This window comes from Paenibacillus sp. S150 (assembly GCF_019352175.1).
Taxonomy (GTDB): domain Bacteria; phylum Bacillota; class Bacilli; order Paenibacillales; family Paenibacillaceae; genus Paenibacillus_AQ.
The window spans coordinates 182,700-204,282 of the sequence record NZ_JACBYI010000005.1 but is presented as its reverse complement, the minus strand read 5'-3'; the positions used below and the strand labels follow the sequence as shown (position 1 = coordinate 204,282).

At 54.6% G+C, this 21,583-nt stretch carries 18 protein-coding genes and 1 pseudogene; 2 read left to right on the top strand and 17 right to left on the bottom strand.

The window, feature by feature from the left end; genetic code table 11:
• Positions 1-82 precede the first annotated feature (82 nt).
• The 4 genes from HYD27_RS08040 to HYD27_RS08025 are packed head-to-tail and all read right to left on the bottom strand — an operon-like array spanning position 83 to position 4,360.
• A complete protein-coding gene (locus HYD27_RS08040) occupies positions 83-874 on the bottom strand; it encodes a PHP domain-containing protein (RefSeq protein ID WP_219213400.1) in 792 nt (263 codons plus the stop codon).
• A 28-nt stretch (positions 875-902) separates the two neighbouring features.
• Positions 903-1,739, bottom strand: a complete 837-nt coding sequence (locus HYD27_RS08035) for an energy-coupling factor transporter transmembrane component T family protein (protein ID WP_220101544.1) — start codon at positions 1,737-1,739, stop codon at positions 903-905.
• Positions 1,711-3,489 carry an ABC transporter ATP-binding protein gene (locus HYD27_RS08030; protein ID WP_219213399.1) on the bottom strand — a complete coding sequence of 593 codons (1,779 nt, stop codon included), beginning with the start codon at positions 3,487-3,489 and terminating at the stop codon, positions 1,711-1,713. Before HYD27_RS08030 ends, HYD27_RS08035 begins: the two co-directional genes overlap by 29 nt.
• Entirely contained in the window at positions 3,482-4,360 is an 879-nt protein-coding gene (locus HYD27_RS08025) for a DUF8171 family membrane protein (protein WP_219213397.1), read from the bottom strand. The genes HYD27_RS08030 and HYD27_RS08025 overlap by 8 nt, the downstream gene beginning before the upstream one ends.
• 237 nt (positions 4,361-4,597) lie before the next feature.
• Here HYD27_RS08025 and HYD27_RS08020 point away from each other — a divergent pair, with 237 nt between their 5' ends.
• Positions 4,598-5,431, top strand: a complete 834-nt coding sequence (locus HYD27_RS08020; protein ID WP_219213395.1) for a MurR/RpiR family transcriptional regulator — start codon at positions 4,598-4,600, stop codon at positions 5,429-5,431.
• Between the two features lie 557 nt (positions 5,432-5,988).
• Here HYD27_RS08020 and HYD27_RS08015 read toward each other — a convergent pair.
• From HYD27_RS08015 to HYD27_RS07975, 9 genes are all read right to left on the bottom strand, one after another.
• A complete protein-coding gene (locus tag HYD27_RS08015; protein WP_219213393.1) occupies positions 5,989-7,299 on the bottom strand; it encodes an extracellular solute-binding protein in 1,311 nt (436 codons plus the stop codon).
• A gap of 65 nt (positions 7,300-7,364) precedes the next feature.
• Positions 7,365-8,192, bottom strand: coding sequence for a carbohydrate ABC transporter permease (locus HYD27_RS08010; RefSeq protein WP_219213391.1), 828 nt, complete (start codon positions 8,190-8,192; stop codon positions 7,365-7,367).
• A 13-nt stretch (positions 8,193-8,205) separates the two neighbouring features.
• Positions 8,206-9,084 carry a carbohydrate ABC transporter permease gene (locus HYD27_RS08005; protein ID WP_219213389.1) on the bottom strand — a complete coding sequence of 293 codons (879 nt, stop codon included), beginning with the start codon at positions 9,082-9,084 and terminating at the stop codon, positions 8,206-8,208.
• On the bottom strand, positions 9,081-10,172 hold the full coding sequence (locus HYD27_RS08000) for an ABC transporter ATP-binding protein (RefSeq protein WP_219213387.1): 1,092 nt from the start codon (positions 10,170-10,172) through the stop codon (positions 9,081-9,083). Before HYD27_RS08000 ends, HYD27_RS08005 begins: the two co-directional genes overlap by 4 nt.
• Before the next feature lie 49 nt (positions 10,173-10,221).
• The gene (locus HYD27_RS07995) at positions 10,222-10,956 is read right to left on the bottom strand and encodes a glycerophosphodiester phosphodiesterase (protein WP_219213386.1); all 735 of its coding nucleotides are present in this window, start codon (positions 10,954-10,956) and stop codon (positions 10,222-10,224) included.
• On the bottom strand, positions 10,953-11,696 hold the full coding sequence (locus tag HYD27_RS07990; RefSeq protein ID WP_219213383.1) for a glycerophosphodiester phosphodiesterase: 744 nt from the start codon (positions 11,694-11,696) through the stop codon (positions 10,953-10,955). Before HYD27_RS07990 ends, HYD27_RS07995 begins: the two co-directional genes overlap by 4 nt.
• A 52-nt stretch (positions 11,697-11,748) precedes the next feature.
• On the bottom strand, positions 11,749-12,591 hold the full coding sequence (locus HYD27_RS07985) for an HAD-IIA family hydrolase (RefSeq protein ID WP_219213380.1): 843 nt from the start codon (positions 12,589-12,591) through the stop codon (positions 11,749-11,751).
• Between the two features lie 145 nt (positions 12,592-12,736).
• Positions 12,737-13,297 (bottom strand): glycerol-3-phosphate responsive antiterminator, encoded by a 561-nt coding sequence (locus tag HYD27_RS07980; RefSeq protein WP_219213376.1) that lies wholly within the window; start codon positions 13,295-13,297, stop codon positions 12,737-12,739.
• A 1,008-nt stretch (positions 13,298-14,305) separates the two neighbouring features.
• The gene (locus HYD27_RS07975) at positions 14,306-14,992 is read right to left on the bottom strand and encodes a metal-dependent hydrolase (protein ID WP_219213374.1); all 687 of its coding nucleotides are present in this window, start codon (positions 14,990-14,992) and stop codon (positions 14,306-14,308) included.
• Positions 14,993-15,200: 208 nt separating this feature from the next.
• Between HYD27_RS07975 and HYD27_RS07970 the strand changes: the two genes are divergently transcribed.
• On the top strand, positions 15,201-15,989 hold the full coding sequence (locus HYD27_RS07970) for a PaaX family transcriptional regulator C-terminal domain-containing protein (RefSeq protein WP_219213372.1): 789 nt from the start codon (positions 15,201-15,203) through the stop codon (positions 15,987-15,989).
• A 305-nt stretch (positions 15,990-16,294) separates the two neighbouring features.
• Here the strand turns inward: HYD27_RS07970 and HYD27_RS07965 are convergent.
• The 4 genes and pseudogenes from HYD27_RS07965 to HYD27_RS33055 all read right to left on the bottom strand — a co-directional run bounded on the left by HYD27_RS07965 (position 16,295) and on the right by HYD27_RS33055 (position 21,498).
• Positions 16,295-18,454, bottom strand: a pseudogene (locus HYD27_RS07965) (thioredoxin domain-containing protein).
• A 160-nt stretch (positions 18,455-18,614) separates the two neighbouring features.
• On the bottom strand, positions 18,615-20,147 hold the full coding sequence (locus tag HYD27_RS07955) for a recombinase family protein (RefSeq protein WP_219213369.1): 1,533 nt from the start codon (positions 20,145-20,147) through the stop codon (positions 18,615-18,617).
• An 820-nt stretch (positions 20,148-20,967) separates the two neighbouring features.
• Entirely contained in the window at positions 20,968-21,153 is a 186-nt protein-coding gene (locus tag HYD27_RS33060) for a hypothetical protein (protein ID WP_483874572.1), read from the bottom strand.
• Positions 21,154-21,225: 72 nt separating this feature from the next.
• Complete coding sequence (locus HYD27_RS33055) at positions 21,226-21,498, bottom strand: DUF7678 domain-containing protein (protein WP_483874571.1); 273 nt, start codon at positions 21,496-21,498, stop codon at positions 21,226-21,228.
• Positions 21,499-21,583 lie beyond the last annotated feature (85 nt).

Sequence of the window (21,583 nt, the reverse complement as noted above, 5' to 3'; positions counted from 1 at the left end):
GTTGGTTATATATCGCCAAAAAAGCTTAAAGGCACGCCAGACATGCTTTAGGCTTTTTTTGGCGTGTTACCGGGACTGTTAATTAGGCGGTGTACTCTGTCTCTTCATCTCTGGACGGGGCTTCCCCGCGCATTTGCTTCAGCAGCTTCTTCATCATGATGGAGCCCTTCACCTTGGCCTGCAGGCAGGGAGAAATTTCAATCGAGTAGCTTCCCTCGCGCACCGCTGCCTTTAATTCCGCCGCTGTAGAGCACTCTTGCTCCAGCTTGTTCAAGACACTGCCGTATTGCAGGCACTGATGACTGTCGCTGCCGGCAATGACCGGGACACCCAGCTTTTGGGCAAAAGGCGTGATCAGCGCCCGGTATGCCTCCGCTCCCTGCATGTAAATGTCCTTGGCATTGAAGTCAAAAGCATCAAGCCGCCCCAGCAGCTGCGGGTCCAAATGGTGAAGCGGGGTGGAAATACGGAACGGATGGGCGCCGATCTTCCACAGTCCGCGTTCATCTGCCCGGTCCAGCAGCTCCCGGAAAGGAATGAACTGCCCCTCCTTCGTGTAATCCGCAAGTCCGGAACGGACGGCAAGGATGTCTTCCCTCAGTCCGATCAGCAGGATATGTCCGGTCTCGGATATATCCACCTCCATGCCCGGAAATATCTTCAGACCGTCCGCCTCATAGTAATGCCCGTTATAGGGGTACATCATATCCAGCGCTTCATACATGCCGAAGAAATTAAGCGTGTTGAAATGCTCGGTCAGCGCCAGCGCCTGCAGCCCGTTCGCCTTGGCCTCCTGGACCATCTCGCGGAAATAGGACTCAGAGAAGCCGGATTTCTTGGACAGCTTGCCGTGGGTATGCAAATCTATATTCAATAGTGTCGTCTCCTTTATAGTCGGGTAGTCAGTAGAGCAGATTAGGGTACACCGTCCCCAGCGGGAACAGCAGGCAGAGATAGAGTACGGAGGCTGCGGCAAACATCCAGTCTGCACGTTTCAGCTTCAAATAGGCCAGCTTCAGCCTTTTTACCTTGGGATTGTTCAGAGCATAGGTATAGCCCCGGGTCTCAAGCGCCTCTACAGTCGTTCTTGAGCGTTTGGCTGTGTTAAGCATCAAAGGATAAAAAACCAGCACAATGATCCGCAGGTAATAAGCGGCAGTCCGCCAATACAGCACCCCGTGCCTCGGCGGTCTTTGCCCCCGCAGCCGGAAGGACAGCAAAATCTGGTGGAATTCCTCCAAAAGCGCAGGCAGGATGCGGTATCCGTAAGACAGGCTGAAGGCAAAGGCATCCGGAACCCCCAGGGAAGACAGCCCGTCACTCAGCCGTTCGGGGTCAAGGCTGGAGAAGACCGTAATGCTCGCCAGCGAGATTACGGACAGCTTCAGCGTAAGCGTCAGCATGGGCAGCAGAGATCCGGCCCCGCCGCCAAAGAACAGCGACAAGAGGAACATCCAGCCGATCTGGCTGATCAGCCCCAGACAAAGAATGAAAATAATATATGGACTGGCCTTTGAGAGTACGGTGGTAAGCACCATAAACACAAACATGCCGAGCAGTATGGTCCGGTTATAAATAAACCAGGGCGCAACAGCGAAGAATAAATACCAGACCAGCAGAGTGCGCGGGTCCAGCCTTCCAAGAAATGTGCTGCTGCTGTTATAGGCGTTCCCGAGCAGTTCCAGCTTGATTTGCTCAACCGAAATGCGGTTAAGCGCCCGCTTGACGGCTTCCACCATGATCCGCCCCTCCTTCCCGCCATTCGGCGTATGCTGCGAATTCCTCCAGGCTGCTGCAGATGCGGGGGAGTCCCAGCATCCGGCTCAGCTCCATCAGCTGCGTCTCGGCCAGTCCGGCGCGGCGCAGCAGCCTGCCGTCGGTGAAGATTTCCTCTTTGCTGCCGTCGGCGATGATCCGCCCTCCGTTCATCACAATGATCCGGCTGGCCCATTCCGCCGCCAGCGCCATATCATGTGTGGCGATCACCACAGTCTCCACATGGCTGCGCAGCGTGTGCAGCACCCGGGCCATCTCCTGCTTCGCGCAGATATCCAGATTCGCCGTTGGCTCATCCAGCAGCATGACCGCGGGGCGGACAGCTGCTCCAATCGCCAGCGACACCCGGCGCTGCTGCCCGCCGCTGAGCAGGCGGGCATCGCGTTCGGCCAGGCCGCCGAGGCGGAAGGCATGCAGCATCCGCTCTACGGTCTCCTCCGCATCGGAAAGCCGCCGGGCCTTCAGATAATAGGCGATCTCCTTCCGCACGCAATCGTCGATGAACATATCCTCCGGGTTCTGGAACACATAGGCCGCAATCCCGGCCAGACGTTCCGGCGGCAGTCCGTTCACCAGAATTCCCTTGACCTCGGCGCTTCCTTCCGTGGGCTGGACAATTCCGGCAATCAGCTTCATCAGTGAAGATTTGCCCGCACCGTTGTTGCCGATCAGCGCTACGGATTCACCGGAGTACAGCTCCAGGCTGATTCCGTTCAGCACCGGCTGCAGCGTCTTGTGAATCGTCCGGTAAGACAGCTTCACACCGTCCAGACGGACCATTCTGTCTGCCCGCTTCTCCGCAGCGGACAGCGCCGTTTCCGCAGGTGCTGCCGCGGTTGCTGCTGAAGCTTCCGCCTGCTCCGGCGGCCTGCGGCGGATGAAGCAGCCGGCTCCCTCCCGGCTGCCCAGCGGATAATGCGCTCCCGTCCGGTTACCGGGCCGGAGCAGCCAGGCCGCCCGGGTGACATCGGGCGGGTAAATGCCGAGCGCCAGCAGCTCCTCCACGGAGGACAGGGCTTCGCGCACCGGCTTGTGCCAGCGCAGACTGCCGCCGTCCATGAGAATGACCGTCCGGCAGTATTCTGCGATGAACTCGGCATGATGCTCGATGACGACGATGGTCTTGCCCTGCTCCTCATTGAGCCGCCGCAGAATGTCATAGATCTGCCGGGCATGCTGCGGATCGAGCTGGGCCACCGGCTCGTCAATGACGAGAACCTCCGGGTCCATGGCGAGCGCTCCGGCCAGGGCCAGCAAATGCTTCTGCCCCCCGCTGAGCTGCCAGATATATTTGCCTTCCAGGCCGACGAGACCGGTCAGCTCCAGCGCCCGCCGTCCCCGCTCCTTATAATCGGCCAGTCCGTAATTCAGCGGGGTGAAGCACACATCATCCAGCACGGTCGGACGGACCAGCTGGTTCTCGAAGTCCTGGTAGACGTACCCCATCCGCCGGGAAAGCTCGCTCACACTTTGCCCCGCTGCTGATTCACCGTTCCATTTGACCTCTCCGCCGAAGTCGCCGGTGTAGTAATGCGGGATCAGGCCGTTGAAGGTTTTGCACAGGGTGGATTTGCCCGATCCGTTGCTGCCGATGACAGCGGCGAAATCCCCCTTCTGAAGCTTCAGCGAGACGTCCTGCAGCACCGGCTGTTCCGTCCCGGGATACGTGAAGCTCACATGGTCCAGCTCCAGAACCGGCTGCCGCTTATCCATCCAGCTGCCCCGCTTCGTGCCGCCTGCGGGCAGCCCGGCGCAACAGCACCACAATGACCACTGCCGCAACCGCCGCCGCAACCAGCATGCTGAGCCAGATCAGGCTTCCTTCATGGGACTCCGCACCCGGCAGCTCGAACTCGCCAATGCTCCAGCCGGATTCCGACAGCAGCTCCGCACCGAGCGCAACCCCGGCAAGCAGTGTCCCGCCGATCACCAGCTTTGGTGACAGCCAGGCCCCGGCCGCATACTGCATTCCCCGTTCACGCGGCTTCATCCCAAGCAAGGGCTCGATTTTGCCGTACAGGCGCGGCACCAGATACAATGTCGGCAGCAGCGCGAACAGAATGCCGGAGAACAGCACATCATTCAGGAAGCCGGCGCCTTCGATCACAACAATACTTTCAGCCAGGCCCTTCACGGCCTCCAGCTCCTCAACCCCGACCCATACCTTGACAATGTCGATCACCGAGCTGAAGAACTGGTGGATGGCCACCCCGCTGATCGCCGCTGCTCCTACCTGCAGGCGGTTCTTGGGATCGGATACCATCCGGCCCGCCGTATACATCGCCAGGGAGAACGTGATGAATTTCTCCAGCTCTCCCAGACCCCCGAACTGGCCGAGCATCAGCTCACCGAAGATCAATTCTCCCACAGCGGCGCCTACTGCCGCATACAGCGGATGGAACAGCATGCAGAGCGTAAGCGGTATGAAGGCGAAGTATTCGACGGACAGCTCAACCGGCCCCAGCTGAACACTCGGAATCAGCTCCGTGAACATGTTGGACAAACCATACAATGACATCGACAGGACAAAAATCATCATTTTTTGAGACTGGGTCAGCGTATACCGCACTTTTAACGTACTCATATGAACCATCGGCCCCCTCCAGGAATTTATCTTAAGTATAGAAAGGCCGTGTCAGGACAGGTTTTTCCGATTGTTAAGCGGGCGTAATGTTTTTTTCATTATTTTTAACGCTGTAAAAATATTTACAACATAATCAGCGGCTATATTGAGAGTGCAGCGAGCCGGGAGCAGACTTAAGAGTGGACAGCTCAGCGTATGCGGCAGAGCATAAGGATTAATTAAGGGAGGCAGATCACGATGTATAAAGATTGGAACCGCCGCGCCTTTTCGCCCAACCAGAGAATCATTGCCGACTTCATTCAAAAAAACGAGCAGCGCGCCCTCTACATGACGGAGCAGGAGATCGCCGGTGAGCTCGGCCTCAGCATCGCTTCTGTCTCCCGCTTCTGGAAAGCGGCCGGCTACAAGCATGCCAAGGAATTCAAAGCCCGGCTGCGCTTCCGCTTCGAATCCGCCCCCTCGGTCAAAATGCGCGATGCCATGCAGGCTGCCAGCGGCAGCCCCCTTCCGCAAATGCTGCTGGAGGTCGCCTCGCACCATCTGGCGGAGACCCGCCGCTATCTGAACGGGCTGCAGCTGGAGCAGGCGGTTGAAGCGCTGTCCGGTGCCAGGCATATTTACATCTACAGCCCCGGACCCTGCGCCGGACTGGCCGAGCTGATGGCTTACCGGATGGCCCGGTTCGGCCTGACGATCAGACGGATGGCACCCAGCGGCCATGAGCTGCTGGAAGCGCTGATGCATGCCGGGACCAAAGATGTTGTCCTCATCTTCGGCTTCGTCCAGCTCCTGCCGGAGACAGAGGTCATTCTTGACCATGCCCGCGAAGCGGGCTATCTGGTCATCCTGATCACCGACCGGCTGGTCTATCCGCGTTCGCAGGATGCCGACATTGTGCTGTATGCCGGGCGCGGCGAGGTCTGGGAATTCCATTCGATGGTCGGACCCACGTATATCATCGAGAATCTGATTCTCGGCGTGGGGCTGCTGCACAAAGACAGCAGCCTGCGCAAGCTGGACAAGCTCCAGCAGCTGCGGTCGCGTTACGGCGGCAAGCTCCCCCGAACCTGAAGCCCGCCGGGTTCAGCCTTACTTCGAGGCGTGGCAGCCAGGCGCCGCCGGTGATTGCCCGAAAGTCCGGGGCGGGGCTGACTGGGCAGATATTGCCCGCATGCGCTGCGGCAGAGCGGCTCCGCCTACTATCCAGACACTCAGACACACTGCGGCGGCACGGCTCAGGCTACCGCTCAAACGCGCAGACCCGCTGCGGCGGCACGGCTGCTGACTGACACTTAGTATTTAGCATAGGCCGCTTCACGCGATGAATTATCCGGTTACGGACAGGAGAAGCGTTATCTGGGGAAATCAGCCGGGCGCACGCCAAAAAAACGCCTAAGGCGCAGCTTCCCGCGCTTTAAGCGTTTTTTTCATCCAGCAGCCATTAAGGGGATACGTGCGGCGCGATAGCGGCCGCCTGAAAGCTTGCCGCAGACAGGCCCGCAGCGGAGCCAGGTCCAGATGTGGATTTCTACCGTGGTTAAAGGTGCAAATCAGCAAATCCTTTCGTGCACCGCAGTCACGCCATGCCGGTTTTGAAATCAGCGGCTCAGCTTATTCCGCCGCTCCTGTCAGCGGTTCAGAATCGCATCCACCTCTTTGGCGAGCGTGTCCAGGCTTTCCTGAATTGGAAGGTTGTCCAGCCAGATATCGTTGATGCGCGTGCCCATCAGATCCTCAATCTCGTGGTAGGCACCGGTCATCGGACGCATTTTGCTGAATTCCAGTTCGGCGGAAGCGACCTTGTAGCCCGGGAAAGCGGCCATGGTCTCTTTCATCAGCTCCGTATCCAGGGAGGTCAGGCGGGTCGGGAGATATCCGGTATTGGCAGAAGCATAAGCCGCCTGCTCGGTATCCGAGAGCCATTTCATGAATTCAAAAGCCGCCGCTTTCTCATTGTCCGTCCCTGTGTTGGCCAGATACGTATTCGATCCGCCGACAGGAACGCCCCGCTTGCCAGCCTCACCGGCAGGAATCATCGATACGCCAAGCTCAATTCCGCTCTGCGCGGCCATGCCTGCGAGGGTTTTGTAGCCGCCGATACTGGTGAAGACCAGCGCAGTGCTCGGCTTGGCGATGGAGGCGTAGAAGGCATCGCTGTCCGTAACGCCCAAAACTTTGATCAGACCCTTGGACTCCAGGTCCTCAATGAAGGTGATCAGCTTCACCGCACCTTCGCTGTTAATGTTGGACTTCGTCTCATCCTCGTTGACCACACTGGTATCCGAATACGAATGCAGCAGCGCCTCCATTACCCAGAAATCATAATTGAACAGGTACATCGGCGGCTCGCCGGTAGCATCATACGCAGCCTGCAGATATGCCTCAAGGTCCGCAAAGGCTGCCGGGCCGTTCTCATCGATTCCGGCTTGGGCCGCCAGCGTTTTGTTCACATACATCACCGGCACACTCCGCATATGCGGAAAAGCATACAGGTCGTCGCCCAGGTACAGGTTGCCGAGGTCGCCGATTTTGAAATCCGAGGTGTCAAATTTGCCGGCTTCAATATAAGGCTCCAGATTGGAGATAATGTCGCTGTCCGCAAAGCCCTTGGTCATGGCAACCTCATCAATAAAAACATTCGGAAGCGTACCCGCGATGGCTGCGGCATTGATCTTCTGCTGCATTTCCCAGTAATCGCCCTGATATTCGGCATTCACATGGATATTCAGCTCAGCCCCTCTGGTCTCGTTGAACTGGTCCACCAGATTCTTGTTCACATCCTCCACCGCAGAGGTCCAGAAGTTCAGTTCGACAACGGCGTCGCCCTTCTCATAAGCCGCTGCGCCGGACTCGGCTCCGGTGGTTGCACAGCCTGCAAGTACGGCTGTAAGCGCAACAGCGGCGAGCAGCGGAATAACCCTTTTTCCCCATACCTTCATTGTTCGTTTCTCCTCCTGAATAGCTGTATTTGGTATTCAACATGCAAGGCCGCAGGCCGCACCCGCTATTTCACTCCCATGTAGGTGAACGCTTTGATAATCTGTTTACGCGCAATCAGAAACACCAGCAGAATCGGCACAATCAGCATCATATTCCCCGCCATCACAATCTGCGGGCTGAGTCCCTCAACATCCTGAAGCTTCTGGATCCCGAGCGGCAAAGTCCGAACGGCATCGGTTGTCGTCCAGACCAGCGGAAAAAAGTAACTGTTCCAGGTCGCGATGAACGTCAGCAGCGCAAGCGTGGACAGAGTGGGGATCGCCGCCGGCATCATGATTGTGTAGATGATTTTGAATTCACTGGCGTTGTCGAGGCGGGCAGCCTCCAGCTGTGAATCCGGCACCTGCATGAAGGTCTGGCGCAGCAGGAAGATCGCCGTACCGCTGGCAATGAAAGGCACAATGAGCGACACATAGGTATTCAGCAGCCCGGACTTCGCAAACATCACGAATATCGGCAGAAAGATCAGCTGGCCGGGAATCAGCATGGTGGCGAGAACGATGCCGAACAGCACATTTTTACCCTTAAACTGATATCTTGCGAACGCATAGGCAGCCGGCACAACGACGAACAACTGGCCGAGCATCGTCCCCAGCGTAATGATCAGGGAATTCCGGGTATAATGCAGAAAGTCAATCCTCGTAAAAGCGGCCCGGAAATTCTGCCACTGCAGCGAATCCACCCAGAATTCCGGCGGCATGGCGAGCACCTCGCCCAGTGTCTTGAACGCAGTGAGGAGCATCCAATAGAACGGCAGCAGGAAGATGACAATCAGCAGAACCGATACAATAATCCGCAGTCCAACGCCCGGCAACCGGAGCCAAACCTTCATTTATCCCACCCCTTTACCGGTAATGAACCCGTTTGTTCAGTGCTTTGAAGTAAAAAATAGTGATCAGTCCCACGATACCCATCAGCACCACCGCCATCGCGGAAGCATAGCCGACCCGGTAATATTCGAAGCTCTGCTTATAGATGCTGAAGATCAGCGTGTTCGTAGCATTGGACGGCCCGCCCTGCGTCATGATATTGATCGTCTCGAACACCTGAAAGGAGCCGATAATATTCATCAGAACCAGAAAGAACAGCGTCGGCGAAACCATCTTCAGCGTAATCTGAAAGAAGACGGAACGCCTGGACGCATTGTCGAGGGCGGCAGCCTCATACAGATAGCGCGGAATGGAGCCAAGCGCGGAGCAGATGATCAGCGCATTGAAGCCCACGGATTTCCAGACCGAGACCAGCACCAGCGAGAACAGCGCCACATTCTTGTCGGTCAGCCAGCCCACCGGCCCGCCCCCCAGCACCGACAGCACATAGTTGAACAGCCCCGTATCCGTATTCATCAGCCACATCCAGATCAGCGATACGGACACCAGCGGGATGATATTGGGCGTGAAGCTCAGTGTCTGGATGAACCGGTTGACCATGGTGTTTTTCTGTAAAAAGAGCGCGAGCAGCATCGCCAGCACCATCACCAGCCCCACGTCCATCATCATGTACAGCAGCGTATTGACCAGCGTGCGGACGAAATCCCGGCCGCTGAACAGCTCGGCATAGTTGCTGAGGCCGCTGAATTTCATCGGACCGCGCATATTCCAGCTGAAGAAGCTCAAATAGATGTTGTACAGAATCGGATAGAGGTAAAATACTGTCAGGATGAGCACCGCCGGAGCAACCAGCAGATAAGGAAGCACCCTCAGAGACGGGCTGCGGCGCCTCATGCCGAATCTCCCATGGTTCCGTCCGCCCCGTTCCCGGACCGGACCTGCCCCCAGATCCGCTGCTCCTGCGCGTCGAAGAATACCAGATGCTCCCGGTTTACATAGAGCCTGACGGCTTCCAGCGCACGCTCGGGGCGGTCGAAGCATTTCACGGAGATGCTGTGCCCGTTCTCAAGCTGCGCCTTGTAGATAATCTCCGAACCGAGCAGCTCCCGGCTGCTGAGGGTACCCGTCAGGGTAACGACGTCCTCCGGCTCCATACCCGGCTCCAGGCCGAACTTCGCTTTTTCCGGCCGGAAGCCGAGATACCCGGCCTGCTGCGGTGCCAGCTTGCGTATGCCTTCACCGCAGCGTTCAAGCTCCAGAATGTTCATCGGCGGGGTGCCAATGAAACGGCTGGAGAACATATTGGCCGGCTCGCAGTAGAGATTGTGCGGCGTATCCTCCTGCATCACCTTCCCGCCGTCCATCAGCACGATCCGGGTGCCCATGCTCATGGCCTCCACCTGGTCATGGGTCACATAGACAAAGGTTGCGCCCAGCTTCTTGTGCAGCTCGATCAGCTCCGCCCGCATCTGCTGCCTGAGCTTGGCATCCAGATTGGACAGCGGCTCGTCCATCAGGAACACGGCGGGCTTCTTGACCATGGCTCTTGCCAAGGCGACCCGCTGTCGTTCTCCGCCGGAGAGGAACTCCGGCTTTTTGTGCAGATGCCTGGTGAGTCCGACAGTCTCCGCAATTTCAGCAACCAGCCGCTTGCGTTCCTCCTTCGGGACCTTGTTGTTTTTCAGCCCGTATTCGATGTTCTTCTCCACCGTCATCGTCGGGTACAAGGCATAATTCTGGAACACCATGGCCAGATTCCGCCTGCCCGGCTCCACCCGGCCCATATTAACGCCGCCGATGTGAACGGAGCCTGCCGAGGAATCCTCGAGTCCCGCAATCATCCTTAGCGTCGTAGACTTGCCGCACCCGGAAGGGCCGACCAGCACTGTGAAGCTGCCGCTCTCAATGGTCAGATTCAAATCCTCGATAATCAGCTTGTCGCCATATTTCTTGCTTATCTTTTCCAGAACTATGCTGCTCATGTTCTCCTCCTCCTCCGGCAGTATTCTTCTGCCTGCTGCCATTCCTGTCTCAGCTCTTCAGGCACTCTCGCCCAAGGTCCGGCTTGTTGGTCATAATCCGGGTGACGCCCAGATTTCTCAAGCGGATGATTTCCGCCTCATCGTCCACGGTCCAGGGATTGACCTCGAACCGGCTGCGGTTCGCCAGCTCCATGAAGTCTTCATCCACACCCAGATAGTACGGATGCAGCACATCCGCCCGGCAGTTCGCCGCATACTCCTCCAGGCGGTAAAAGCTCTCCATAAACGCAATCGCCGTCCGGATTTCCGGGTAATCCCGCTTGAGCAGCGCCACTGCATTGTGATTAATCGAAGAGATCAGCGTATTCTCCGCATAGCCATACCGCCGCACCAGCTCCGCCGTCCGCATGTTCACTTCACCGTAGGGCCGGGAGTAATCCTTAGTCTCAATGTTGAGGTACAGCCCGTGGTGCATGGCGAACTCCATCACCTCGCCAAGCTCCGGCAGGCGGCTCCCGTCATTCCCATATTTTCCGCCAAAGGTATACGAGAAATCATGCTGCCGCAGCTCCTCCAGCGTCAGCCCGCCGACCAGACCTGTGCCATTCGAAGTCCGGTCAATGGACAGATCGTGGATGACCACCAGCTTCCCGTCCCGGGTCAGCTGCACATCCAGCTCAATCCCTTCCGCTCCCATGTCCCGGGCCAGCCCGAACGCGGCCATCGTATTCTCCGGCGCATACGCGCTTGCTCCCCGGTGAGCCAGTATCTGTGTCTGGTTCATGCCCTAACCTCTCTGAGCTGATAGCAGACATCGGGGCGATCCGTAATGATCGCGTCTACTCCGGCTTCCAGCATCAAGCGGATATGTTCCGGGTCATTCACTGTCCAGGCATTGACCTGGACACCCGCTGCCCTTGCCTCCTCTACCAGTTCGCGGTTGACGCCAATATAAAGGGGATGCAGGGCATCCGCACCGGTCATTTGCGCATACTTTCCGCCCTCGTACAAGCCCGCGATATAGAGCAGCGCTGTCCGCATCCCCGGGCAAGACTCCTTGAGCCTCACCATGGACGAATGATTGAAGGAAGAAAAAATCACATTCCCGCTTAAGCCATACTCCCGCACCAGCTCCGCCGCCGCACTCCCAAGTCCGGCATACTGCTCCGTCTTGGACAGGATATCCTTCACTTCGATGTTCAGGTACAGGCTGTGCTCCTTCACCAGCTCCAGCACCTCGCGGAGGGTAGGAAGCTGCGCCGCCGGATACTGCTCCTCGAAGCCGCGGTTGAAGCGGAAGGCCTTCAGCTCGGCCAGGGTATAGGCCATAATATCCCCCTTGCCATTCGAGGTCCGGTCAATGGTGTCATCATGAATAACAACGATCTCCCCGTCCTTCGTCAGATGAATGTCGATTTCCAAACCGTCGGCATGCTGCTGCACCGCGAGTATGAAGGCATCCATCGTATTTTCGGGCGCATAGGCGCTTGCGCCGCGGTGGGCGAGTATTTTACAATCCTGCATTGATCATCATCCTCCTGTTATAGGGTTCTTAGCGGACTTACGGTTACATAGGCTAAATTCGCGGCAGTTCTCTGCTCTGCCGCGCCTCCGCCCGGCCATTCAGCAGATCGGCCAAGGAATTCAGAACATAACCCGGAACGATCTTCAACCTGCGGATATCCTCCCTGACGCTCACTCCGGTGAGCACGAGCGCAGTCTGCATGCCGCTGCCGTTGCCCATGAGAATATCCGTCTCCAGCCGGTCGCCCACCATCAGGCACTCTTCCGGAGGGCAATTCAGCCTCCGCAGCGCTTCCTGCGCGTAATACGGGGACGGCTTGCCCAGAATCAAGTCGGACTTTGCTCCGGCTGCCGTCTCCAGCGCCTTGACAATCGACCAGGTATCAGGGATGTATCCCCCCGGCACCGGGCAGACCGGATCGGGGTTGACGGCAACCAGCCTTGCCCCCCATCTTACCGCCTTCATCCCGAGTGACAGCTTCTCATAATTAAAACCGCGGTCCATGCCTACCAGAACATGCGTCGCTGCCTCCGGGTTCTCTGTAACGGCCACTCCCAAATCCTCCAGCTGCCTCCGCATCACCGTTTCCCCAACCAGATACAGCCTGGCCTCCGGTTCCTCCCGTGCGAAGTAGCTGCCGCTGACATACAATGCGGTTAATATTTCCTCTTCCCGACAGGCCAGCCCCATTTGCTCCAGCCTGCGCCGGCAATCCCGGGGAGTATGGACAGAGCTGTTGGTCAGGAAAAGGACTCTCCGCCCTCTTTGACGAAGCTCCGCAATCGTCTCCCCCGCCCCCTCAAGCAGCTGATCGCCAATAAACACAGTACCATCCAAATCAAAGCAGTATGCTTCATATGAAGCGATGTCCATCAGCGCCTTGCTCCTTTTCATTCAGTTTCGCCGGATCTCCGCGCCGAAATTTCCGCGCAAAAAAACCAGCTCCAGAAATCAAGCTTCCGATTGAAGCCTGGTAAGGCTCCACCGAATGCCAATGACTGACCGCTGGGTTTTCTCATCGTCTCCACCCCGGGGTGCGTTATTCTATTGTTCCACAATTCCAGTTCCACAGCGCCGAATCTCCTGTAGAGACGTAATCGGCACCGCTCTGCAGCGCACTGCTGATTTCTTGCCTCTCCCGGATCAGTCCGCCCACAATCAGCGGCTGCCGGATGCGCTGCTTCATGTCCCTGATAATTCTGGGCATCAGTCCCGGCATCAGCTCAACCTCATCCGGCTTACAAGTCTTGATCATCCGGAGCGCAGTCTCAGTCGCAGCCGTATCAATGGCGAAAAAGCGCTGGATACTGGCTAGCCCATGTGCCCTGGCTGTGGCGATGGCATTGCTTTTGGTGGTAATAATCCCGTCAATCCGGAAGGCCTCCGCCAAATACTGAATCGCCGCCGCATCCCGGCCAATCCCGCCGACCATCTCCACATGTACGAATACCTGCTTGCCGGCCTCCTGCAGAGGCTTCACAATCTGTCCCAGGTTGTTGATGTTGCCGGTCATCAGATTCACGCGCTTCACACCGCAGGCCATCGCCTGACCAATCTGCGACTCTTCGGTGATCGAGGCAATAATGGGGTTATGCTTCAAGCGAGCATCCTCCCTTCACTTATGGCTTCCGCTGCCAGCTTGCCTTCCTGCTGGTCCTATCCCTTATGTTACAGAGCTTTTATTCTCCTAATATCAAAAGGCTGTAAAAGTTACAGTTAACAATCCGGCAAGGAATCCCAATCCCGCACTTTACTGACAAGATTCGAGGCATAAAATAACCCCACAAAGTGGGGCCTTGGCTTCGATGATGACTCAGGTACTTTGCGGGTATCCCAAAACATATAAATTTATCTTTTAAGTGGAAACGGCTTCGCCGTCCCTTTAAGGGCGGTATCCGTTTCAGCGAGAAAGAATAAGGCTAAATGTATAGCGTGAAACAGATAAATTCTTATCATTTGAAAAAAAAGACACCACTTATTAAGTGATGTCCTGGATTGAGCTTAAATACATTGGCGTGCGCGTACCAAGGAATGTCCGGACTTCAGGCCGCTGCCCGTCCGGCCCGTCTGCAGACTGCTGTTTGCGGTGAAAATCCGCTGAAAGCTTAAGCTTCCGAAGCGGGCTTTCCTGCGGAAGGCTTTCAAGTAGACGCTCCGCTCCGTAATTATCCAAGCTTTCCTGCCGCATCCAACTAAATGAACTGGACTAGACCGGGAGAAGCTGAATCTTCATAGAACACGGTGAGGTAAATAGGGAACGGAAGCTAAGTGGAAAAAGTAAAACTAATTCGCCGGAATCACGGCCTTAACGGGCGTTAGTGGGATTTTGTATACATAATTTCAACCTAATTCCCCCGTATAGCCGATTTCAGCAGAATTAGTGATACTTTTTCCCACTAAGAGTGTTCCATGTGCCTACTTACTTCAGTTAGTTTTACTTTTTCCCACTAAAAGTGCTCCATCAGCGCAACGAGCTCAGTTAGTTCTACCTTCTCCCCACTAAAAGTACGCTATCAGCCTAATGACTTCAGTCAGTTCTACTTTTTCCCACTACAATGGCCGCACTTTCCCCACTGCGTCAAATTTCCTTCATCCGGCCTCCACCACCCTACAGCTCCAGCGATTCCCCATAGGCAAGCGCCGTACCCTTGATGCCTGCCCCTTCCAGCGACTTAACAAAAGCTGCCGCATCCTGGCGGATCGGCGGGAAGGTATTATAGTGTACCGGAAGCACCTGCTTGGCCCCGAGCCATTTGGCTGCGATCAGCGCGTGCTCAGGTCCCATCGTGAAATGGCCCCCGATCGGCAGAATTGCCAGATCAATGTCGTACAGCTCTCCGAACATTTTCAGGTCGCTGAACAGCCCGGTATCTCCCGCATGCAGAACGGTGCGTCCCTCCGCCTCAATAATGAAGCCCGCAGGCGTACCTCCATAGATGCTCTGCCCATTCTCAAGCGTAATGCTCGAGGTGTGGAACGCATGGATCATCGTCGCCTTCGCAAAGCCAAGATCCGCCGTTCCCCCGATGTTCATTCCAATCGTCTCCGCACCCTTTTCTCCCAGGTAGGCGGCCAGCTCCACAATGGCTACAACCGGCACGTTATTGCGTTCGGCAATCGGTGCAGCGTCCAGAATGTGGTCCATATGAGCGTGCGTCAGCAGCACCGCATCCGTCTGAATATCCTCCGCCTTCGTGACAGCCGCCGAATTGCCGCTAATGAAAGGATCGATAATCAGCGACTTGCCGTTCACCTCAATTTGTACGCAGGAATGGCCATGGTAAATGATTTTCATTGATATTCTCTCCTCTTCTCTAATGGACTTCAAGCTGCAAACATAAGACAGAACCGTGCAAAAGCCTAAAGTTTACGTTACAATGACAGCACAGTATCCAGAAATCCGGGACAGTCCCGGAAATTAATGATATAACACAAATTATAACGTTCGTATGTTTTTATGATATATTTATTGCTGCCAGTTGTCAAGAGAGGTGTGAAGAACGTTGCTGTCCGTTGAAAAAACCATGCTGTTTCTGTTGTCCAAGGTGGAGCAGATGGGCGCCCAGCAGTTAGTGGAGATTTATGAGCAGAGGGGGTACACCTCCAACTATATCCGCAATGCCTTGTCCCGTCTGAAAAAAGAAGGCTACATCGCCTCCCCCTCCCGCTCATGGTATCAAGTGACGGAGGCCGGCCTCGCAACCATCAAGGCCATTAACAGCAAGCCTGCCCGTTATCAGGAGCAGTGGGATCAGACCTGGGAGGTGGTCATGCTCGAAGTCCCTGAAGCCGAGCGCAAAAAGCGCGACCAGTTTCGTTCGGCGCTTTTGCAGCTTGGGTATGGGCCTCTATATAACAGTGTGTACATTTCTCCGTGGAATTACCGCCAAGAGGCCGCCGGGCAGATCCGGAAGCTTGGGCTGGACGGCAAAGTGTCCATCCTCCAGGGACAATTCCTGGAAGGCGCGATTACGCCGCACAAAGCACAGGCCATCTGGCAGCTGGACAGAATCGAAGCCTTATACCAGGAAAAAGCAGCCTGGATGCAGCAGGAATTCGGTCCCTTAATGCATGAGGCGCTTCAGACGGGGCAGCCATTACAGCTCTTTTTGCTGTATCTGCAAATGGGCGAAGAGTTAAGCGGGCTGTTCATGGCCGATCCGTCCCTCCCGGATGAGCTGCTGCCGGACCATTGGCCGGGCAAGCGCATTATCGGGGAAATGAGCGGGCATTGGGAGCGGCTGGCAAAGGCGATTCCGCGGGAATCCTTATACGCACAATTCATCAGGTAAGCGGATGAGCTATAGCAGATGAAGAAGCCGGCCCCGTGCCGGTTTTTTTGAAATATAAGAATTTATATGTTTCACACTATCCATTATCCTTCTATTTTTGGAGAAACGGGTGCCGCCTCCTTCAGAGGACGGCGAAGCCGTTTCTTCTCATAAGATAAGAATTTGATATGTTTTGGGGTACCCGCAAAGTACCTGAGTGATCATCGAAGCCAAGGCCACACTTTGTGGAGTTATTTTGTGCCGCTTAAGCGGGGTACCCGCACCAAAGAGCAGCCTACGCCGCCGGCTGCCCTTGTGGTTCTCTGCTAAACCTCCCGGCTGCCGGACGCCAAAAGCTCCCTCACCGCTTCCATATTCGTAACCGGTGCACGGCAGGCGAAGTTCCGGCAGACATAAGCCGTCGCGTTCCCGTTAACAGCCGGCTTGTCCGCCAGGTGCGGCAGCAGACGGAGAATCCCTTCTTCGTCCCCTTCCCAGCGGACAATCAGCGAGGCGTCCGGCAGGTACGCCTGCTGGACTTGAGCCAGCATGCTGTGCAGGGCAGCGTCCTCCCGCTTCCCGGAGAGCACCCATTCCCTGCCGCCCGAGGCCATCGCCAGATGTGCCTGCAAATACATCGCGTAACCCGCCGGATACGCCGAAGCAGCCGAAGCCATAACCGCCGCCGTATGCTCAGCGACCGTCTTCAGCTCCACATCCTGCGTCATCACCGACAGCTTCCACAGCAGCTTCGCCGCCACCGAATTCCCCGACGGAAGCGCTCCGTCATACAATTCCTTGGAACGGATCGGCAGTTCTTCCCCATCATGCCCTGTGAAAAAGAACCCGCCGTTCTCCGCGTCAATGAACAGCTCCAGCAGCCCATCCTTAAGCGTCAGCGCCCGCTCCAGATAGAGTGACTCACCCGTAGCTTCATACAGCTCGGTCAGGCCCCAGATCATGAACGCATAATCATCCAGATAAGCGGGAATTGCCGCATCGCCATCCCGGTAGCGGGCCAGCAGCCTGCCATCCTCACGGCGGCGCAGCTTGTCCCAGATGAAGTCCGCTGCCGCCGCTGCGGCCCCGGCGTATTCGGGCTTTTGCAGCGCTTTGGCCCCTTTCGCCAGCGCCGCGATCATCAGGCCGTTCCACGAAGTAAGCACCTTGTCATCCTTGGACGGATGAATGCGCTGCTTCCGGCAGGCGAACAGCTTCTCCCGCCATTCCTCCATCCGTGTCCGCAGCCCCAGCGGATTCATGCCGAGCCGCTCCGCCGTCTCATCCGGCAAGCCCTGCAGCAGATTCGGAATATTGGCACCTTCGAAATTGCCTTCAGGGGTAATCCCGTACAAATGGCAGTAGGAATGCATATCCTCCAGGCCAAGCGCCTCCTCAATCTCCCCGCGGGAGAAGACATAGAACTTCCCTTCCACCCCTTCAGAATCGGCATCCTCGGCAGAATAGAACGCGCCCTCCGGCGAAGTCATATCGCGCAGCACATACTGGAGGATCTGCTCAGCGATCTCCGCATAGAGCGGTTTCTCCGTAATCTGATGGGCTTCCAGATAGGCAATGGCCAGCAGCGCATTATCGTAGAGCATTTTCTCAAAATGCGGCACCAGCCACTCCCGGTCCGTGGAATACCGCGAGAACCCGTAGCCCACATGGTCGTACATGCCGCCCCGGTACATCGACTCCAGCGTCTTCTCGGCCATGCGCAGAGCTTCCGGCTGGTTATACGCCCCGCTGTACGCCAGCAAAAAAGACAGATTATGCGGCGAAGGAAACTTCGGCGCATTCCCGAACCCGCCATATTCCTCATCGAACTCACGACGGTACAGCTCGTACGCTTCATGCAGCAGCTCTTCTCCGGGGATATCCCCCGCCGCACCGCTGCTCTGCGCATTTTTACGGTCCAGCGACTGAATATCCGCGAGCAGATCATCCCCGAGCTTGTCCAGCGCATCGCCATCCTGCTCCCATTTGCGTTGAATCTGCTCCAGCACATCCAGGAGCCCAATGCGCCCGAACATCTGCCGCTTCGGAAAATACGTCCCCGCATAGAACGGCTTCTTCTCCGGCGTCAGCAGCACCGTCAGCGGCCATCCCCCGCTCCCCGTCAGCGCCTGGCACACCGACATATACAGCGCATCAATATCCGGCCGCTCCTCGCGGTCTACCTTGATCGCAACATAGTGATCGTTAAGCAGCCGGGCAACTTCCTGGTCCTCAAAACTTTCGCGTTCCATTACGTGACACCAATGACATGTAGATAAAAGTCACTTTCCATTATATTTTAGCCGAAGCTAGGAATAACCTATGGACAAGAAAACCGGCTTGCTCTCTCTTGCAGCCTTGGTAAAGGCCTCTTCTCCCCAGGCAAACCAATCAACAGGGTTATGAGCATGCTGCAGTAGATACGGAGATTTTTCATTTATCAATCGGTTCGCTTTCCGGTCCCGGTTATCCAGGAATTCTTTCATCAGGAAGCACCCTTTCCATAATTAGTTTATCGGAAATTTGATTCTCCCTATATTATAACCATTCCGATAAGACCCAACCAATAAATGGGTGCTTTCCAATGAAAGAGCGTGATGCAGACCCAACAAATCCCAGGATTCGTTCTTTATACTCGTCAGACCCCTATAGAAAATTTATTTCGATGCTAGCAGGTCCGTTTTCTTCCTTTTTCCATGAAATAGAGCTTATTACTTCCTTATAGCATTTGTTTAATTCTTGATGATTGTCCTGTTCACTTGATTGCATGGTTCTCCAAAATTCACGAATGAAGAATAGTCGTTCTTCATCGGTTATCGAGGCCGCCGATATGCTTTGTTTCTCTAAAACAGCCAGTTCTTCATGAAGAGTATCCAACTCACTCTCAAGCTTTATTTTTCTAGTTCTGGCCCGGTTCGCTGTATATACTCCCGCTTCGAACCCTTCTTCTATTCGTTCAATTGCTTCTTCCCTCTGCTTGATTTCCCGGTATTTCTGTTGAATGGCATCTTGGATAATCCTGAAATCGTCGCCTTCCTCATCCTTTATCCGGTTAACAATTTGATCCTCCAGCCGCATAAGCTTTACATGTATTTCTTGGATGATTATCTCTGCGAATCCCCCTTTATTGGTGCATTTATTTCCATAATGATCACGATGCTGGCATGCTCTTATCCGGGAGCTGTTTTTTGGAGATCTGTAAATGGGGAGGGACGAATTGCAAATCGCACATCTTACAAGACCAGATAGCGCATGCTTCCCCGCCCGGGCGGCAACTGGTACTTTCTTTCTTTTCATGAGCGCATACAGCAATTTATTGTGTTCTTCTTGAGTTTTCACAGGCTGATGACAATTATCTACGACAACCCATAAATGCTTCGGAAATTTTTTGAATTGCTTTGCACTGGGCATTTTTTTGAGGTGACCGTTTCCTTCTGATTTGTTGGAAATGATTTTACCAAGATGGGTCTCATCTCTTAATAGCCGGCTAATTGTAGTACCTGTCCATTTCTTGTTCCGTGGAGAAGGAAAGCCTTGCTTATTCAGCTCCCACGCAATCTCGTCACATACATGTCCTTCTAATGCTGCTTCAATTATAAATCGATACAACGTATGCTTGTTTTCGTTTACAATGAGGCTTTTTCGCTGGGGATCGTAATCGTAAGGAAAGGGAGGAGTACCATTGGTCCAGCGGCCAAGCCTTGCGCCTATTTTTTTCCCGCGATTCAAACGGAATTTGATCATCTTGTACTCTTGACGAGCGATAAAGGCTTTGGCATCCACATTGAAGTCATCATCGTCATCGTCCAGGTCGTACCATTTCCCAGGTGTGATAACCAGTGTGTTTGATCTCTTGAGTGCTTTTTTGATCCGATCGGTATCTCCCATGTCCCCACGCCCTAGCCGATCCCAATCTACTACCAAAACGGCATCGAACAAGCCTTCCTCGATATCTTGCAGAAGCCGTTGAAATACCGGGCGCAGTTCAATAGAATCCCCACTTCCAATTTCGGGATAATCAACATATTTCCAATTATTTCGCTTGCACATTTCTGTTAAAATATAATTGTGTTTGACCAGGTCCTCTTCTGAGTCTCCTCTTGATTTCCTATTGTATTTCGCTACAACACGTATATCATTCTTCGGATTCTCATTCAGAAACGCCTGATTTACAGCCATTCTCATCACCTCGCACAATTAAGAATATTGGTCAGGTGACATTGTAGCTCTCCTATAAAAAGACAGCAAGTCTATTTGTTATTCTTTTCTGTATTTTTTTGACTCTTTAAATAGATGGGAGATTCGTTTTGCCAAGCAATCCAAAGACTCTTCTGAAGGTGCGGGTTGGTTATACTGGATTATGCCTATGATTTCATCATTACATTTGTATATTACCAAGCAGTGCTCTTCAATTCGTTTCATATTCATTTCCCCTCCCTCTCTTTCCTCCCATTTTTTAGTAAGCGTTCTTTTACGATCTCATTGTGTGGCTTACAAAAAACTGAAGGAAGAGGGACCGCCTCATACCTCATAAGCATTCCCTCTTCTACGGTTATGACTTTATCCTTGTGCCCTGCTCCTGAGACTCCTTGGCTGTACCCCGGCAGGACAGGCACTGTAATTTGTTTTGATAGATTTTCTTATACACGCCTGGCTCTACCTGTATGCTCTTCCCGCAGCTTTTACAAACAAATAAAATTCTCGTCACTCTCATCGTCCCTTTCTGGACTCATTGATCCCAGCTTTGCCACCGTTCTGACCAAAAATGCAAGCCTACACTCCACACATGCCTTCAGATTCATTATTGAATAGTGAAGGCAGGCCGGATTGACCTTGAGGTTCAAAATTCACTTCGTCAATAGGCTGAAGCAATTTGTACAAATAGGCCTGTCCTCGTACCTTTGGCAATCCATAACCTAAAATCGTTAATTATGGAGTTTACATTCATACCGCTCCTGCTCCTGCAGCCAGTTCATCCGCCTTCTTTCCACAAGGTGAACTACTTTCCCGTAACACCACGTCGGCAAGGGGAGGCGTGAAACCATTCTTCTTGATATTGCAAAGTACAGTCCCTCAAACCAAAGGTACCGTACCTGCCCACATGCAATTCCACAATCCGACCGCCGCCCAGTCCGTTTGCGCACGGTTTATCCATGACCTTCGCCAGTACACGGTATCCATTGATTTCGCCTTCATAACAGCTTCCGTTGCCCTATGAATGAGAGCACTCCATGCTATTCCCCTCCTCCTTCCTTTTTCATCGCCGGGCCTCGAAGGACCAATTCACGCATTTTTTATCAAAGTACTGAACTGTTATCTCGATAACCTCCTGTATCTTGCGTTTTCCCGGCACACCACCGTCCCAGCCCCGTTCATAGTAAATCAGCTTCTCCTTAAATGTAAAATGAGGGCTTGGATATACTGCCAGCCTGCTGATCCTTCCTTCTGCTATGCCATATGGTGAAGGTTCGGAAAATACCTGGGCCTGGACAAAATAACCGTTCACTTCCCCTTCAAAACGCCGCCCCATAAACCAGGGTCCTTTATCCTCAAATATATACGTCCCCTCCTGATCAATCAGATCCTTGAATCGTAAATGGCCTCATTTACTGGAA

Bases quoted from the DNA above. Each gene is read 5' to 3' on its own strand.
- HYD27_RS08020 (WP_219213395.1), top strand. From the start codon at position 4,598: ATGTATAAAGATTGGAACCGCCGCGCCTTTTCGCCCAACCAGAGAATC.
- HYD27_RS07990 (WP_219213383.1), bottom strand. From the start codon at position 11,696: ATGCAGGATTGTAAAATACTCGCCCACCGCGGCGCAAGCGCCTATGCG.
- HYD27_RS08010 (WP_219213391.1), bottom strand. From the start codon at position 8,192: ATGAAGGTTTGGCTCCGGTTGCCGGGCGTTGGACTGCGGATTATTGTA.
- HYD27_RS08025 (WP_219213397.1), bottom strand. From the start codon at position 4,360: ATGAGTACGTTAAAAGTGCGGTATACGCTGACCCAGTCTCAAAAAATG.
- HYD27_RS08015 (WP_219213393.1), bottom strand. From the start codon at position 7,299: ATGAAGGTATGGGGAAAAAGGGTTATTCCGCTGCTCGCCGCTGTTGCG.
- HYD27_RS33055 (WP_483874571.1), bottom strand. From the start codon at position 21,498: ATGGGGCGGCGTTTTGAAGGGGAAGTGAACGGTTATTTTGTCCAGGCC.
- HYD27_RS07985 (WP_219213380.1), bottom strand. From the start codon at position 12,591: ATGAAAAGGAGCAAGGCGCTGATGGACATCGCTTCATATGAAGCATAC.
- HYD27_RS07975 (WP_219213374.1), bottom strand. From the start codon at position 14,992: ATGAAAATCATTTACCATGGCCATTCCTGCGTACAAATTGAGGTGAAC.
- HYD27_RS08000 (WP_219213387.1), bottom strand. From the start codon at position 10,172: ATGAGCAGCATAGTTCTGGAAAAGATAAGCAAGAAATATGGCGACAAG.
- HYD27_RS08035 (WP_220101544.1), bottom strand. From the start codon at position 1,739: ATGGTGGAAGCCGTCAAGCGGGCGCTTAACCGCATTTCGGTTGAGCAA.
- HYD27_RS07995 (WP_219213386.1), bottom strand. From the start codon at position 10,956: ATGAACCAGACACAGATACTGGCTCACCGGGGAGCAAGCGCGTATGCG.
- HYD27_RS07955 (WP_219213369.1), bottom strand. From the start codon at position 20,147: ATGGCTGTAAATCAGGCGTTTCTGAATGAGAATCCGAAGAATGATATA.
- HYD27_RS08030 (WP_219213399.1), bottom strand. From the start codon at position 3,489: ATGGATAAGCGGCAGCCGGTTCTGGAGCTGGACCATGTGAGCTTCACG.
- HYD27_RS08005 (WP_219213389.1), bottom strand. From the start codon at position 9,084: ATGAGGCGCCGCAGCCCGTCTCTGAGGGTGCTTCCTTATCTGCTGGTT.